Source organism: Oscillatoria sp. FACHB-1406 (assembly GCF_014698145.1).
GTDB lineage: Bacteria > Cyanobacteriota > Cyanobacteriia > Cyanobacteriales > Spirulinaceae > FACHB-1406.
Genome location: NZ_JACJSM010000005.1, coordinates 196,544 through 211,944, shown reverse-complemented (window position 1 = coordinate 211,944; position 15,401 = coordinate 196,544). Strand labels below are relative to the sequence as shown.

At 48.0% G+C, this 15,401-nt stretch carries 11 protein-coding genes; 10 read left to right on the top strand and 1 reads right to left on the bottom strand.

The window, feature by feature from the left end:
* Positions 1–18 precede the first annotated feature (18 nt).
* The 8 genes from H6G50_RS07915 (at position 19) to H6G50_RS07880 (ending at position 10,759) form a co-directional block, all read left to right on the top strand.
* Complete coding sequence (locus tag H6G50_RS07915; RefSeq protein WP_190714957.1) at positions 19–1,671, top strand: ABC transporter ATP-binding protein; 1,653 nt, start codon at positions 19–21, stop codon at positions 1,669–1,671.
* A 390-nt stretch (positions 1,672–2,061) separates the two neighbouring features.
* Positions 2,062–2,826, top strand: coding sequence for a PEP-CTERM sorting domain-containing protein (locus tag H6G50_RS07910; RefSeq protein WP_190714955.1), 765 nt, complete (start codon positions 2,062–2,064; stop codon positions 2,824–2,826).
* A gap of 255 nt (positions 2,827–3,081) precedes the next feature.
* Complete coding sequence (locus tag H6G50_RS07905; RefSeq protein ID WP_190714953.1) at positions 3,082–4,272, top strand: glycosyltransferase; 1,191 nt, start codon at positions 3,082–3,084, stop codon at positions 4,270–4,272.
* Positions 4,273–4,717: 445 nt separating this feature from the next.
* The gene (locus H6G50_RS07900) at positions 4,718–5,743 is read left to right on the top strand and encodes a glycosyltransferase family 2 protein (RefSeq protein WP_190714951.1); all 1,026 of its coding nucleotides are present in this window, start codon (positions 4,718–4,720) and stop codon (positions 5,741–5,743) included.
* A 66-nt stretch (positions 5,744–5,809) separates the two neighbouring features.
* Positions 5,810–6,829 (top strand): hormogonium polysaccharide biosynthesis glycosyltransferase HpsE, encoded by a 1,020-nt coding sequence (hpsE, locus tag H6G50_RS07895; protein ID WP_190714950.1) that lies wholly within the window; start codon positions 5,810–5,812, stop codon positions 6,827–6,829.
* A gap of 28 nt (positions 6,830–6,857) precedes the next feature.
* Positions 6,858–8,525, top strand: coding sequence for an alkaline phosphatase family protein (locus tag H6G50_RS07890; protein ID WP_190714948.1), 1,668 nt, complete (start codon positions 6,858–6,860; stop codon positions 8,523–8,525).
* A gap of 66 nt (positions 8,526–8,591) precedes the next feature.
* On the top strand, positions 8,592–9,500 hold the full coding sequence (locus tag H6G50_RS07885) for a glycosyltransferase (protein ID WP_190714946.1): 909 nt from the start codon (positions 8,592–8,594) through the stop codon (positions 9,498–9,500).
* 80 nt (positions 9,501–9,580) lie between these two features.
* The gene (locus H6G50_RS07880) at positions 9,581–10,759 is read left to right on the top strand and encodes a glycosyltransferase (protein ID WP_190714944.1); all 1,179 of its coding nucleotides are present in this window, start codon (positions 9,581–9,583) and stop codon (positions 10,757–10,759) included.
* Between the two features lie 259 nt (positions 10,760–11,018).
* Here the strand turns inward: H6G50_RS07880 and H6G50_RS07875 are convergent, their stop codons facing one another.
* Entirely contained in the window at positions 11,019–11,690 is a 672-nt protein-coding gene (locus H6G50_RS07875; protein WP_190714942.1) for a hypothetical protein, read from the bottom strand.
* Positions 11,691–12,027: 337 nt separating this feature from the next.
* Between H6G50_RS07875 and H6G50_RS07870 the strand changes: the two genes are divergently transcribed.
* Together H6G50_RS07870 and purH are read left to right on the top strand one after the other, a co-directional pair.
* Positions 12,028–13,608, top strand: coding sequence for a glycosyltransferase family 39 protein (locus tag H6G50_RS07870; protein ID WP_190714941.1), 1,581 nt, complete (start codon positions 12,028–12,030; stop codon positions 13,606–13,608).
* A gap of 155 nt (positions 13,609–13,763) precedes the next feature.
* On the top strand, positions 13,764–15,299 hold the full coding sequence (purH, locus tag H6G50_RS07865) for a bifunctional phosphoribosylaminoimidazolecarboxamide formyltransferase/IMP cyclohydrolase (RefSeq protein ID WP_190714939.1): 1,536 nt from the start codon (positions 13,764–13,766) through the stop codon (positions 15,297–15,299).
* Positions 15,300–15,401: the final 102 nt, after the last annotated feature.

Genomic DNA, 15,401 nt, shown 5'->3' with positions numbered 1-15,401 from the left:
TTATCGATCGCTAAATTAATGTCCAGCCCTTTGCTAGTTGTCGAAAACCTACGAGTTGCTTACCCCCAACGCCAGTCCTTCGAGCGAGCGCCCTTAGCTGTAGATGGCGTATCTTTTGCCTTGAAGCCCGGAGAAATTTTAGGGTTCGTGGGCGAGTCCGGATGCGGGAAATCGACCATCGGACGCGCTTCGATGCGTTTACTGCCCTCCCGATCGCGCGTTGAAGGACAAGTTTTATTTGAAGATCGCTCGGTTTTCGGGCTAACACCGCAGCAATTGCGCTTGTTTCGGGGGGAAGTCGTGGCGCTGGTGTTTCAAGATCCGATGACGCGCCTAGATCCGTTAATGACGATTGGCGAACATTGCATCGAAACCCTACAAGCGCACCAAAACGGACTGTCTCGCGCTCTAGCGAAGGAAAAAGCGATCGCGACCTTAGAAGCAGTGAGAATTCCGGCCAGTCGTTGGGAACAGTATCCTCACGAGTTTAGCGGCGGAATGCGCCAGCGCGTTGCGATCGCGCTCGCTCTCCTTTTAGAACCCAAACTTATTATCGCCGACGAACCGACCACCAGTTTGGATGTTACTGTCGCTTCGGAAATTTTACAGGAGCTTACGCGCTTGTGTCGGGAGCGCAATCTCGCTCTGATGCTGATTTCCCACGACTTAGCGATGGTCGGGGAATATTGCGATCGCGTCGCCGTAATGAATGGAGGTAAAATTGTCGAAACCGGGCCGACGCGATCGATCCTCCTCAATCCCCAGCACGAATACACGCGATCGCTCCTCGAATCCGCCTTCCACCTCCAAGACGAGAAACCAATCCTACCGCCCCCAACCGCCCCACAAACTCCCCTCCTCAAAGTCTCCAACCTCAGCCAGCACTACACCCTCGAAACCAGCTTCCTGCAAAACCTCCTCGGCCAAAAAAAGCAAGTTATCAAAGCCGTTGATGGCATTAGCTTTGAATTGTTTCCCGGCGAAATCTTGGGCTTAGTCGGAGAATCCGGATGCGGGAAATCCACCCTCTCGCGCACCATTCTCCAACTTGTCCCCCCCACCACCGGTACAGTTGAATTTCGGGGCAGCGACTTAACCCAGCAATCCACCGGCGAACTGCGCGCCCTGCGTCGCCACTTGCAAATGATCTTTCAAGATCCGCTGGCTTGTTTGAATCCTTTAATGACCCTCGGAGAAAGCATCGCCGATCCCCTGTTTATCCACAACCTCGCCGCCACGCCCGCCGAAGCCAAACAGCAAGTCGAACAAATGTTAGAGCGCGTCGGACTTACGCCCACCGCCGACTACTACGGGCGCTATCCGAGGGAACTCTCCGGCGGACAACAGCAGCGGGTTGCGATCGCGCGCGCCCTGATTACCCGCCCGCAACTCGTGATCTGCGACGAACCCGTCAGTATGCTTGATGCCACCGTCCAAACGCAAGTCCTCGACTTGATGAAGTCCTTACAGCAAGACTTTAACTTAACGTACCTCTTTATTACCCACGACCTCGCCGTCGCCCGATTTTTCTGCGATCGCATTGCCGTCATGAACGCCGGTCAGATTGTCGAGATCGGTAGAACTCAGGATATCTTTACCGCCCCTCAACATTCTTATACGCAAAAGCTCCTAAGCTCAGCACCCTCACCGATTTCAAAAAACGCCACCTAAGTATCCAACCAAAACTTGCACCGACAAAAAGCACAAAAATCTTAGCTTAACTGCGGGGATCGCGCTCCGAACGGGGGCATATATCAGTAAAAGTGTCATTCAAACTGTGCGCTTTGCTACCGAATTCCAGAAAACTTTACTAAAACCATAAAAACATTATTCTGTGCTTAAAGATTTAGTAAAGATACGGTGAGGCAATTGGCAGTCCTCAGAATTATCCCTTATCCTGAAATTATAGAAACAAGGGAACGGCTAGTTATAACTTCGGGGGTCTTAGCTTATAACTACGTTAAGGGCATAATCGCACCTAGCCATACCCTATGTAGTCTTAGCTCTGAAAACATCACGCTATTCCAGTCCACGAAATTAGGGAAATCCAACTTACTTATCATGAAACTGCAAACACTCTCCACCGGAATAGGCTTACTTGCAACGGGTGCAATTGCCCTTACTGGTACCCCCGTTAGCGCTGCCTCTTTTACTGCTGCCGATGCTGTCGGCGCAGGTTGCGTCGGTCAAACCACTTGCACCGTTAACGGTTTCTCCTTAACCGCTTCCAAAACCGGCGTTAATAGCCCTGAAATGACCCAGAAGACTGAGGGTGGAATTTTAGGAATCGGCATTGCTAAGAATTCTGATAATCTGAATTTCCGAGATACCGCCAACGGCGATCCCTCCGGCGGTGAAATCGATCGCGACGAAACCCTCAAGGTATTGTTCCCCAGCCTCGGTAGCTTAGACGCACTGCAATTAAGCTTCATGTATCAACCTGGAGTTTTCGCAGACAAGGTGTTTGAAAAGGCAAGAATTACTGCTTTAGATGCCGCTGGCAATCTGCTCGGCCTCTTCGCTGACTTAACCGTTACCGGCAATACAACTGCTGTAACCACTTCAGGAGGCGTTTCTAACGTTTCTCCCTCTGTCGTTGGCGGTGGCGGTTCTTATCTCCTATCCAATCTCTTCGGCGGTCAAGAAATTGGCGGCTTTGCCATCACGGCTTTGTCAAACGGTTCCGCAACCAGCTTCAGAAACTCCGACTTCACGCTTTCTGCCGTTTCTACGACTGCCGCAGTTCCCGAACCCGCAACCTTACTCGGTTTAGGCGTAGTAGGTGGCTTAATGGCTGCATCTCGCCGCAACAAAAAGTCTGTCTAAGAGCAATTTGCAACAAACACAAGTTGAGGGAACATTCCGAAAGGAATTACTTTCTTAACTTCATATCAGAATCAGGGAGCTATCTTAAACGATAGCTTTCTTTTTATTTGTCGGCTTAAATCTCTACCTTTTTATCGGCTCGCTCTCTACCTTTCTGTAGGCTCGATCGTTTTAACTTCGAGCTAAAATCTGCCTCATCGCCCGAAGTTAAAATTTGCCGCTCTCTTCTTTTCAGTGTTACCCCGTCTCCCTACCATGAATTCACCCCGTGTTGCCGTTCTCATGCACAATTTGGGCGGAGGACTAGAAACCGTCGTCCTGAACCAAGTTCGCGGATTGACGCACTATCCTTACGAGATCGATCTGGTTCTCGATCGCGCCGATGGTTTGGATGCTGCTAAAATCCCTCCAAAAGTCAGAATCATCGACCTGAAAACGCCGATCTCCCCGAACTTTAAGAGCGCGCTAGCCCTGATTCCGCCCCTCATTCGCTATCTGCGCCAAGAAAAGCCCATTGCCCTATTCTCCCATCTGATTTTTGTCAATGTCGTTACCGCGATCGCGCGCACTCTGGCTCGATTTCCTACCCATCTCACTCTCATCGAGCATAACCTCCTGTTCCAAAAGCCGGGACGCAGTAACGAACCGAGCAGCAAACTGCTTCCTCTCCTCATGCGCGGGCTATACCCAAAAGCCGATCGCGTCGTTGCTGTCTCCAAAGATATGGCTTCTACCCTCGAACAATGGTTGCACTTTCCCTCCGGCAAGATTGACGTAATCTACAACCCAGCCCTCGATCGCGATTTCGCCGCCAAAGCCAAAGCCCCCCTCGAACATCCTTGGTTCGCTCCCTCTGCTCCCCCCGTTTTCCTCGGTGTCGGACGACTGGAGAAAGCGAAAGACTTTCCCACGCTCCTGCGCGCCTTCGCCCGCCTCAGACAGCAACGCGAAGCCAAACTGATTTTACTCGGAGAAGGTAAAGAGCGCCCTGCCCTCGAAACCTCGATCGAGCAATTGGGTTTAGAAAGCGAAGTCTCCCTACCGGGATTTACCCCCAACCCTTACGCTTACATGAGTCGCGCTCGCGCCTGCGTCTTGTCCTCCCGTTGGGAAGGATTGCCCACCGTGTTAATTGAAGCCCTCGCCTGCGGTTGCCAAGTCGTTGCTACCGATTGCCCCTACGGACCTCGGGAAATTCTCGATAGTGGAAAATACGGTCGTCTCGTGCCGGTAGAAGATGTCGAAGCCCTGGCCGAAGCCATGCAATTAGCGATCGATCGCCCACTCGATACCGAACTGCTCGAGCGGCGCGCGCTAGACTTCGGGATCGATCGCGCCGTCACTCAATATCTCGACGCGATCGAAAGCGATCTTTTACCGAAAAGTGGGTTTAAAGCCTCCCTCACTTCCGCATTTCGACAAGCTCAATCAACTACTCAGTCTTGACAAAATTACGCGAGTGGGCATTACCGTTGCTGGAATTGAACCTAAAAAAAAGGCATAAAGTCGGCAATGCCCACCCTTGTATAGCACTAGGCAGATCGGTTAGGACATTAAGTAGGGTGGGCAGCGCCCACCAGCCAATGCTTTCAGCTTTAGAGAGCGTTCATTCTTCGGTGAGTAGCGCTATATCTTGAGAGGTAGATAAGTAGACCGACAGGGGAGTGTCAAAACATTAAAGGCCACAGCTTGTAAGACATTTTAAAGTAATTTGTAGCACGATAGCGATTTTTTAAGAAAGATTGCACGCAATTCGGTAGTTTCAAACCCTCTATTTAAAGATTATGTAAAATTCTCAAGCAATTCGTAATAGAGCGAAGCAATACTCCTAAATATTGATTAGAGTTGAGATTTCAATAAATCTAATTATTGCTCGCCTCTTTAGAATGCTATGAAAGTGAGTGTTGTAATTCCAACGTACAACCGATTACCATTTCTGCAAAGAGCCGTTGCATCTGCACTACAACAAACTTCTGTATGTGAAGTTGTCATTGTAGACGATGGCTCTAACGATGGGACGGAAGAATATGCCAAGAGTCTGGGACACCAGGTTATTTACCATCGTAACTCTCAAAACCTGGGACACTCCAAGAGCGTTAATGCTGGCGTTGCTGCGGCAAGCGGCGAATGGATCAAGTTCATCGACGATGACGACTATCTCGCGCCGAACTGCGTTGAAGTCATGGCAAAAGCGATCGCGTCTCATCCGCAAGCTGCAATCTGTTCTTGCCAAGCTTTCCAAGTCGATACGGACGGTAAAGAACTTAACTGTACCGCTCCAGTCGGAACCGCCAAAGCCTTCTACATTTTGCAAGAAGACATCCATTACGGAATGCTCATTGAAATGCTGCCCTTTGGCACTCCGGTACAAGTTGCCGTCAAAAAAGCAGCGTTTATCGAGTCCGGCGGCTGGAATTCAGACTTCGATGGCGACGGCGACGACATCGAATCTTGGGTTAGAATCGCTCAGTTTGGGGATGCGATTTTTATCAATCAAGCGCTTGCCTACAGAACGATATGGCGGGGAAATTGTTCCGGACAGCTTTCCTTAAAACAACGGCTCAATACTAACATTTCAATCAAACAAAAAATATACAAACGGGTTCACCCAAAATACGCATCTTTGCTCCCCAAGAGTGAAGATGTCTGCGCTTTTTTAGAATTACATTGGGGATTAGTCGGTCTCAAACGAGGAAAACTCATTGACGGTCTTAAATTGATTTATCCCTCATTACTTTCTGCCACAACTTTTGCCCATCTGGCTAAAGTGATTTATTCTCGAAAAGCTCAGAATAAGCTCGCGAGTTTTGAGGTCGAAGATGACGACATTTATACGGCTGAACTGCACGAAGCAAAGCTGCCCTGGATGGTATCGAGTTCGCCCAATCTGCCTGACGCTGTTCGCTTGTCGTTTTGAACGACTAAGCGTGCATAGATTGTTTTGACCATGCCCCTCAGAGAATACAAATCATAAAAGGGTGTTATGACCGACTTCACAATTGCTATTCCCACCTATAACGGAGCGCTGCGCTTACCCTCGCTTTTAGAACGATTGCAAGAACAAGTTAATACCGAAACGATTGCTTGGGAAATTCTTGTGATTGATAATAATAGTACCGATGGAACCGAACAAGTCGTTCGCGACTACCAAACTCGATGGACAAAACAGTTTCCGTTAAGATATAGCTGCGAAAAAGAACAAGGACTTGCTTATGCTCGTCAGCGAGCGATGACCGAAGCCCGAGGAACTTGGGTGGGTTTTATCGATGATGACCTTTGTCCTGCGCTCGATTGGGTTTATTGCGCCTGTGAGTTTGGTCAGGAATATCCAAGCGCCGGGGCTTATGGCGGGCAAGTTCACGGCGACTTTGAAGTTCAGCCGCCCGAAAATTTTCAACGCATTGCGTCTTTTTTAGCGATTCGCGAGCGAGGAACCAACCCTCATCTTTACAAACCGGAAAGCCTCTGTCTTCCTCCCGGTGCGGGACTGGTAGTACGAAAACAAGCTTGGTTGGATAGCGTTCCCGATCGCTTAGCCTTCGGGGGTCGCGTCGGCAATTCCTTGTTAGCCAATGAAGATTTTGAAGCCCTGCTGTACCTTCATCAAGCGGGTTGGGAAATTTGGTACTGTCCCACGCTCCACAGCTATCATTCCATCCCCAGTTCCCGACTGACTCGAGATTATCTCTTGCGTCTGATGCGGGATACTGGCCGAGGGGTGTGCGGGCTGAGACTGGTTGGCGCAACGAGTCTCGAGCGACTCGCGATTATCCTAAAGCTCGGGTTCGGGAGCTTGCGTCGCATTGTCCTGCACGTCCTCAAATACCGAGGGCAAATCGCGACCGATTTGGTTGCTGCTTGCGAGTTGCGTTACTACCTCAACACGATGCTCAGCCCCTTTTATTGGTTCCAACAGCAACGGGGAAATGTTCGAGTGAATCTTCAGAACAATCTGGCAGTCTCGAAAGAAGAGGCGATCGCGAAGGCAAAAATTGTCGGATAACCAGTGCTAATACCTTAAGACGAAATTTATGAATACTCCAGTAATTGCCCTTGGCTTAGACGGTACGGATCCCCAAACTCTCGAAACCTGGATGGAGCGAGGCTACCTTGAAAATTTGCGGCGTTTGCGCGATCGCGGCGTTTACGCGCGCTTAAAAACGGTCGAATCCTATGTTTCAGAATCCGCCGCCATTAGTTTGTTAGCGGGACGTTCGCCTCAAAGTACCGGGTATTGGACGGCGATTGAGTTCCAGCCGCAAACCTATGAGGTTAAAAAACTTCATGGCGACGAATTCGCAGAGGCTTTAAGCGACGCTCGACCTTTTTATGCTTTGGGGGAGCGCTGCCGCACGGCGGTATTCGATATGCCTCAAGGTCGGGTTTGCGATCGCGTTAACGGCATTCAAATCCTGGCGTGGGGCGAGCGCAGTCCTCGCGCCGAGAGCCAATCTCAGCCCCCTCACCTCCTCCAAGAACTGATTGATAAGTACGGCACGAATCCCATCCGCCACTTAGACCCGAATATTCGCAATCTAAAAACCCTCCAGGGATTTGTCAAACGACTCAAAACCAGTACGTCCCGTCGCGCGGCAATTTGTCGAGATCTGTTGCAGCGGGAGCGGTGGGATTTATTTCTGACGCTCTTTGGCGAACCCCATCATGCCGGACACGCGCTCTGGCATCTCAGTCAGCCCAGTCATCCTCTTTACTCGACTTTTGCATCTCGCGTTGAGGGCGATCCCTTGCTGGAAGTGTTTCAAGCGCTCGACAAGGCGATTGGGGAAATTTTAGCGATCGCGCCCGAAGAGGCTTATATCGTCATCTTCTCCGATTCGGGGATGTGCGATAATGCTACGGACTTACCGAGCATGGTCTTTATCCCCGAACTCCTCTATCGGTATAACTTTCCGGGTCAGTACGGTTTAGCGGCGAGCAAAACGAGCGCCCCGCCACCGCCGCCCTACGCGGATCGCTCGGAATGGGATTGGCTGCAAGCACTCTGGCGGCTCAAGCACGAACCTAATCCCTTGATGGGATGGTTGCGGCGACGCGCTCCGATTGAATGGGGCGATCGCATCGCGCAATTCTTCCGCAAGCCTAACAAGCCTGATTTCCTGTCTCCCTTCGAGTTACAAAAACAATCCCACCCCTACTTTTATCAGCCCGCAATGTGGTACAAACGCTTCTGGCCGCAGATGAAAGCGTTTGCCCTGCCCAGCTTCTCAGACGGGCATATCCGCATTAACTTGCAAGGACGCGAAGCGGGGGGAATCGTCGCTCCCGCCGATTACGAGGCGCTTTGTCAGGAGCTAACGCAAAAACTCTACGATCTCGTAGATGCGCGCACGGGCGCGCCGGTTGTTAAGGAAGTTCTGCGGACGCGAGCCTCTGCTACTGAGGAGAGTTCTAAGCTTCCCGATGCCGATTTGATTGTCCTCTGGCACAAAGATCGCGCGATCGATGTTATCGACAGTCCCGAGTTCGGACGCATAGGACCGGCTCCCTCGCCGCGATCGGGAGGGCATCGCTCGGATATCTTTTTTATGGCTACAGGGCCGGGAATCGAACCGGGTTCCTCGCTTCCGCTCGGCCATGCTTTAGATATCGCCCCCACAATTCTGCATTTGATGGGAATGCCGATTCCCGATTCTTATGAGGGGAAATCTTTATTAAAGATTGGGGTTACAGCGCACTAATCGACTCGATTTAGTAAAGTTTAACCCTAAATTTTTGACTTTTTTGAGAGATTCTGGGAGCGAGTTATGCCTAAAGTTTCAGCGATTATTCCCGCTTATAATGCCGAAAAAACTTTACGAGACACCATTCAATCCGTTCGGCAACAAACCTTTACGGATTGGGAATTGATTGTAATTGATGATGGCTCCACAGATAGCACTGCCGACATCATTAAAGCCATTCCAGACGATCGCATTCACGTCTTTTCTTTCCCCAATGCTGGCTTAGCCGAGAGTCGCAATCGAGGAATCGATCGCGCGAGGGGCGAATTTGTGGCTTTCTTGGACGCTGACGACCTTTGGACGACTGATAAGTTAGCAGCCCAAGTCGAAGCCCTCGAACAACATCCTGAAGCTGCGGTTGCATACAGTTGGACGGATTATATCGACGAATCCGGTCAATTCTTGCGATCGGGAATGCACGTCACCGCGAATGGAGATGTTTATCAAAAATTGTTGTTGGGGAACTTTTTAGAAAATGGTTCAAATCCCTTAATTCGCAAGCAAGCTTTTCAAAAAGTCGGTCAATTTGATAAATTAGTTCCAACTTGCCAAGATTGGGATATGTATTTGCGACTGTCGGCTCAATATCCTTTTGTCGCCGTGCCTTTTCCCCAGGTTTTATATCGCGTTTCCCCAAATTCTATGTCGTTTAATTTTGACCGACACGAAGCAGGAGCTTTGCAAGCGATCTCCAAAACCTTTGCAACTGCCCCCCAATCGTTACGCTATCTTAAAAAGTTTAGCTTAGCTAATTTTTACAAGTATATGACGTTTAAAAGTCTTGATTCTGGGGAGTTAACTCGAGAGAAAGGATTGTTAGCCGCTCGATATCTTTGGCATTTTATTAAAAACGATCCTTCGTCTCTGCGACAAACAAAAGTCATCGGATCCGCACTTTATAAAATCGCTAAAAATCTTCTTGCTGTTTCTTAAAAAACCGTTAAAAATTCGATTCTCAATGCGGGCAAATAACAGTTCTATTCCTATTTAGATTAAAAGTAGCACGAATTAAGATGGCAATCACTAAAAGCAGACTCAAGGTATTATTGTACGGCAACTCTTACGGTGCTTACCGTTCGGAGAATTTAGTCAAGTTTCTGATGGATTTTGGCTATCGGATTTCTTGGGTGTGTCCGGAGTTTTATCAAGAAAGAGGCGTAAAACGAGATTTTGTTTCTAAAGTTATGCGCGCGATCTTGTCTGGTGCTTATGGGATCGAGCTTTTTGTTAAAGCAACTTTGGCAGATGTCATTTATGTGTTGCCATTCAACAATAATTCGGTTTTAGAAGCACTAAAAGTTGCAAGGCTTTTTAAGAAAAAGTTGGTGGTTGAAATGACTTCTTGCTTGTACGATCGCCAAGTCAAAGAAATGAATAAATTCGAGGAGAATAGTAAAGAAGCACGCGAACTTAAAGCTAAAGATATTATTGCTTTAACCCAAGCAGACTATAGTGTTACCGCTTCTCAATCCGAACTCAATTACTGGGAAAAACTGTTAAATACGGAGATCGATCGCCGCAAAGTTTTTGTTAGCCCGCTTTTCCCCGATCCGGCTTTAGCAGCCATGAAAGTTAAACAATATCGGCAAAATTTAGAAGAAGTTATACGGATTTGTTGGTGGGGAACTTTTGAAGCAGTTCATGGATTGGATGACATCATTCAAGCTTTAAAAATATTAAAAGAAAAAGGCATAAATTATCAGTGTCATCTCTTTGGGATTCCGCCAACGGGTCATATGCAAGTTTTTTATAACTATCAGGAAAAGCTAAAAGCCGATGGTTTAGACGATCGCGTTACTCTCAATAAAGACTTGCGATTTTCCGACGGTTCCTTACCTCAGTATTTAGTGGAAAACTGCGATTTAGTGCTAGGTTTATTTATGGATGGCGAGGGCGCAAGAGCCAGCCTTCCCACTAAAGTTGTAGAAGCGCTGATTATGGGTTTGCCGACATTGAATATGAAAGCGCCTGCCTTTGATGAATTCTTCGAGTCGGAGGTTGATTTGTGGATGTGCGAGCCGTTTTCCGAAGCGATCGCAGAAGCGATCGCCGCGATCGCGAACGGAACCGCTTATCCTGTTAATTGGGAACAAACTCGCCAAAAAGCGCTGAACGCCTTTAGCCTCGCCCACTACCGCAACGTTCTCCAAAAAGTTTTTTGCCAAGTTGAAGCCGATTTGCAGAACCAATAATCAAAGCGCTCGACACTCAAAATTTGGCAACTCAATTCTTATAGCAGTTTTCACATGGATGAGGTACACCCAGCGGGCGAATACCATTCGCCCCTACGGAGCGGCGTTTAATTTCGAGGCGACCTCGAAATCCGCGCCCCTACGGATTTGATTTTTGGAACTGTACCTCACGCAAAGGAAAAACGCTATATCAATCATTTTGGTAATGCTCGTTTATCGTCTTACTCAACTTGAAAGCATGAGTTCTCCCGTTCCCGCCTTAATTGCGCGATCGCGCGATTTCTTGCGTGCAGACTCTACTAAAATAAATCGCAATATTAAGGATTCCTAAAAACTTCGTTCCATCTTCTAGCATAATTGGCGTTCCCGTCCCTTGGAAATGAGTCGAGTCTGCGAGAGCGGATAGAACGAATAAAAAACCCGAAAGGATAAGCAACACATAAGGAGTTAGGAGGATTCGCCGCCAAAAATACAAGCCGTAAGCAATTGCTGCGCCGCCATAAATTGAATACATAACAACCTTGGGAACTTTAGCAAATAATGCCAACATTAGCGTGATGCGAAACATATCATCAATGAGCAAGATTGCCAGTAAAATTCCTGCGTATAAAATAAAGTAATCTGCCTTGCGGCGCTCTCGAAGGGCTTTAAGAAGGAAGAAACTGAATAAACAGACGGTTGCGGAAATACACCATAAGAGTTCGGAGATGTTCGTTAATAATCCGAGATAGGGTTGATAAGCCCAGAAAGGTTCGTCAAATAAACGAATGAGAACTTGAACTCTGCGAGAGTGTTGGTCTGGATTGTAGAGTCCTGCAAATTTAATATAGGCGGCTAGCGCTAACAAAGGGACGAGAATTAAACTATTCAAGAACAGAATAATTCCGTATTTTCTCATCCACTGATGTAGGCTTTTACCGAGTTTATTCATAGCTAGAACTTGGGTTGTTATCGCAAAAACTAAGAATCTAGAGCGATTGGTGCATTTTCACTCTTTCTCTTTCCATCATAGCTTAGTGGTTTTAGTCAAAAAGTTATTTTAAATTGTAGGTGACTGGGAGAGCAAAGCCGGTGCAGCTAGGAAAGCGCGAGAATTTAAGGCTATAATTGTCCATTATCATTAGCTAAGATGCACCTGACTTGAGATTTATCCTCGAGCCAGAAGGTAGGAGAAGCTTCTTCTCGAAGCATCCTAGATGCGTCGCTTATAATTCTCATACACTTTCTCCTCAATTCTCCAATTTCTTTATTGAAGGGTAAGGCTAGCTATGAACCTCGCTAGAGAACAGTTTTATTATATGAGGCAGAATCCACTCCGCCTCCTCATCATTCTGCTTTTAATTCTTAGCATTTTCTTTCGATTTACCAATCTCGATCGCAAAGTTTACTGGATGGATGAAACTTTCACGTCTTTATGGCTTTCGGGTTACTCAGTTACCGAGATTGACACAGAAGTAACGGGGCATATTGTGAGTGCAGAGGATTTGCAAAAATACCAGCGTCTCAATCCCAATCGAAGCGCCATCGACATCATCAAGAATGCTCCTCAACTCGATGCTCTGCATCCTCCCCTTTATTATGCCCTACTTCGATTATGGGTTGGGTGGTTTGGAGATTCAGTCGCCACCATTAGAACTGCGTCTGCGGTCATCAGCTTGTTGGCTTTACCTTGTGCCTACTGGCTGGGATTCAACTTATTTAATTCCTCACGAGCGGCAGGGTTATTCGCTGCTATTTTTGCCATTTCTCCCTTTCATGTTTTATACGCTCAAGAAGCAAGAGAATATGCCCTTTGGACTGTAATAATTTTACTCTCTAGTGCGGCACTTTTGCAAGCGTTACGGTGCAATACCAAACTCAGTTGGATATTCTATTCTTTCACGATAATCCTGGGTTTATATAGCTATTTGCTCCATTGTCTCGTTCTTTTAGCTCATGGGCTTTATGTAGCGATCGCGGAAAAATTTAGACTTAACAAAAAATCGATCTCTTATCTCATTTCCTCGCTCGCTGGAAGTCTAGCTTTTATCCCCTGGCTACTCAGCGTTCGAGACTTTAGTTCGCCGCTGTGGGCGACCGTAAAGATCGAGATAGTGCCTTTGTTAAAAATCGCGTTTCTCAATTTGATGCGAGTCTTCTTTGATGTCGATTTTAACGAATCCAATCCGCTCATCTATTTAATTTTCTTGGCAATCGCGATTTTAGTGGGATATGCTCTTTATTTTTCGATCGCGCGTGCGTCTCTTAGAGTCTGGCTGTTGATTCTGCTTTTAATTGGAACAACAGGAGCTTTCATCGTATTGCAAGATTTGCTGTTGGGGGGGCGACGTTCGATTGGAGCGAGATACTTTATCCCCTGTTACTTGGGAATCCAATTATCAGTTGCTTATCTTTTTGCGCGTCAACTCGATACCGCTAAGGCTGGGAGTTTACAACAAAGATTTTTTAAACTTATTTTAGTTCTCTTTTTTGGACTTAACGTTTTATCTTGTGCTGTCAGTTCCCAAGCTCAAAGTTGGTGGAATAAATACTATAATCAAGATAATCCTGCTATTGCTGAAATTGTCAATCAAGCCGATCGGGGGCTAATAATTGCTAGTTTTAACTCGCGAGATATTTTATCACTGAGCTATGTCCTCGACCCGAAGACACAAATTAAATTCCTGAGTCCGACCGATTTATCTCAAGATATATCGGGCAACTTTAGCGATTTATTCTTATTGAATCCGTCGAAAGATTGGCTCCAAAAGTTTCAACAATCGAAAAACTATAAGGTGGAGAGAGTTTATGCTGGAAAATATCAAGAACTCTGGCGTTTAAAACCGAAATCTGCAATCCGCGATCGCTAACCAGCCTCGCAAGTTACGAGCGGCCATCTGACTACTGCCCTGTAATAGCACCTCGGCTCCTATTCTTCGCAAACCGAAAAGGAAGCTAAATATTTTCAGCAAAATTGCCAACTCTCGATATGCTAAAAAATGCACTAAATCGCGTTGGAGGGAATATGAAACGTTTAGCACTGCTGAGTGTATCGGATAAAACCGGAATTGTCGAACTCGCACGGCAATTAGTCGAAGCGTTTGAGTTTGAACTCATTAGCAGTGGCGGAACGGCGAAAACGCTGATCGATGCAGGGATTCCTGTCATGAAAGTTAGCGACTATACGGGTTCGCCGGAAATTTTGGGCGGTAGGGTGAAAACCTTACATCCGCGCATTCACGGCGGAATTTTGGCGCGGCGCGATTTGCCGCAAGATGTGGCAGATTTGGAGGCGAATGGGATTCGTCCGCTCGATTTGGTGGTGGTTAATCTGTATCCATTCGAGCAAACGATCGCGCAGCCCAATTGTACCGTAGCCGACGCGATCGAGCAGATCGATATCGGCGGCCCCGCAATGTTGCGCGCTTCGGCGAAAAACTGCGCGCATCTCACCGTACTGTGCAATCCCACCCGTTACGAAGACTATTTACAGCAATTGCGCGACAATAACGGCGAAACCAGCCTCGAATTTCGGCAAGCGCGCGCGGCAGAAGGCTTCGCGATGACAATGGCTTACGATCGCGCCATCTCCAGCTATTTTACCGAAGTCGTCACCCAACAGCCCGCTTCCCAATATACCCTCGCTGGTCAAGAACATCAATCGCTGCGTTACGGCGAAAACCCCCACCAGAGCGCAACCTGGTATCAAACCGGAACGACGGGATGGACGAGTGCCGAGCAATTGCAAGGAAAAGAACTCAGCTATAACAATTTAGTCGATCTTGAAGCCGCGCGGCGCATCATTGCGGAATTTCCTGCCGACGAACCGACAGTCGCGATCCTCAAGCATACCAATCCTTGCGGGGCGGCGGTGGGCAGTACCCTCGTCGAAGCTTACGAAAAGGCGTTTGCCGCCGATTCGGTGTCTGCATTTGGGGGCATTGTCGCTGTAAACCAAACGATTGATGCAGCTACAGCAACCGCACTGAAGAAAACCTTTCTCGAATGTATTGTAGCCCCAGATTGCTCGCCCCAAGCGCGGGAAATTTTAGCAGCAAAGTCGAATTTGCGGGTGCTGCTGCTGCCAGATTTGCATCGCGGCGAACGGGAAACCGTTAAGGTTATTGCAGGTGGATTTTTAGTGCAAGCGGCGGACGATGAAATTGACGATCCGCAAACTTGGCAAGTCGTGACGCAAAAGCAACCTACGCCCGAACAGATGGCCGAGATGGCCTTTGCTTGGAAGCTCGCCAAGCACGTAAAATCAAATGCAATTGTCGTCACGCGCGATCGCGTCACCCTCGGAGTTGGGGCGGGGCAGATGAATCGCGTTGGTTCGGCAAAAATTGCCCTCGAACAAGCAGGAGAACGGGCGAAAGGGGCAACCTTAGCCAGCGATGGCTTCTTCCCCTTCGACGATTCGGTTCGCAGTGCAGCAGCGGCGGGAATTGAGGCGATTATTCAACCGGGCGGTTCGATTCGCGATAAGGATTCGATTCAAGCCGCCGATGAGTTAGGAGTCGTCATGGTTTTGACGGGAATTCGTCATTTCTTGCATTAACTTTGTAGGGGTGAGGGGGATATGGGGAGACGGGGTGAGGGGGTGAGGGGGTGAATAATGAATGATGAATGATGAATAATGAAGAGGGGGAGACGAGGAGAC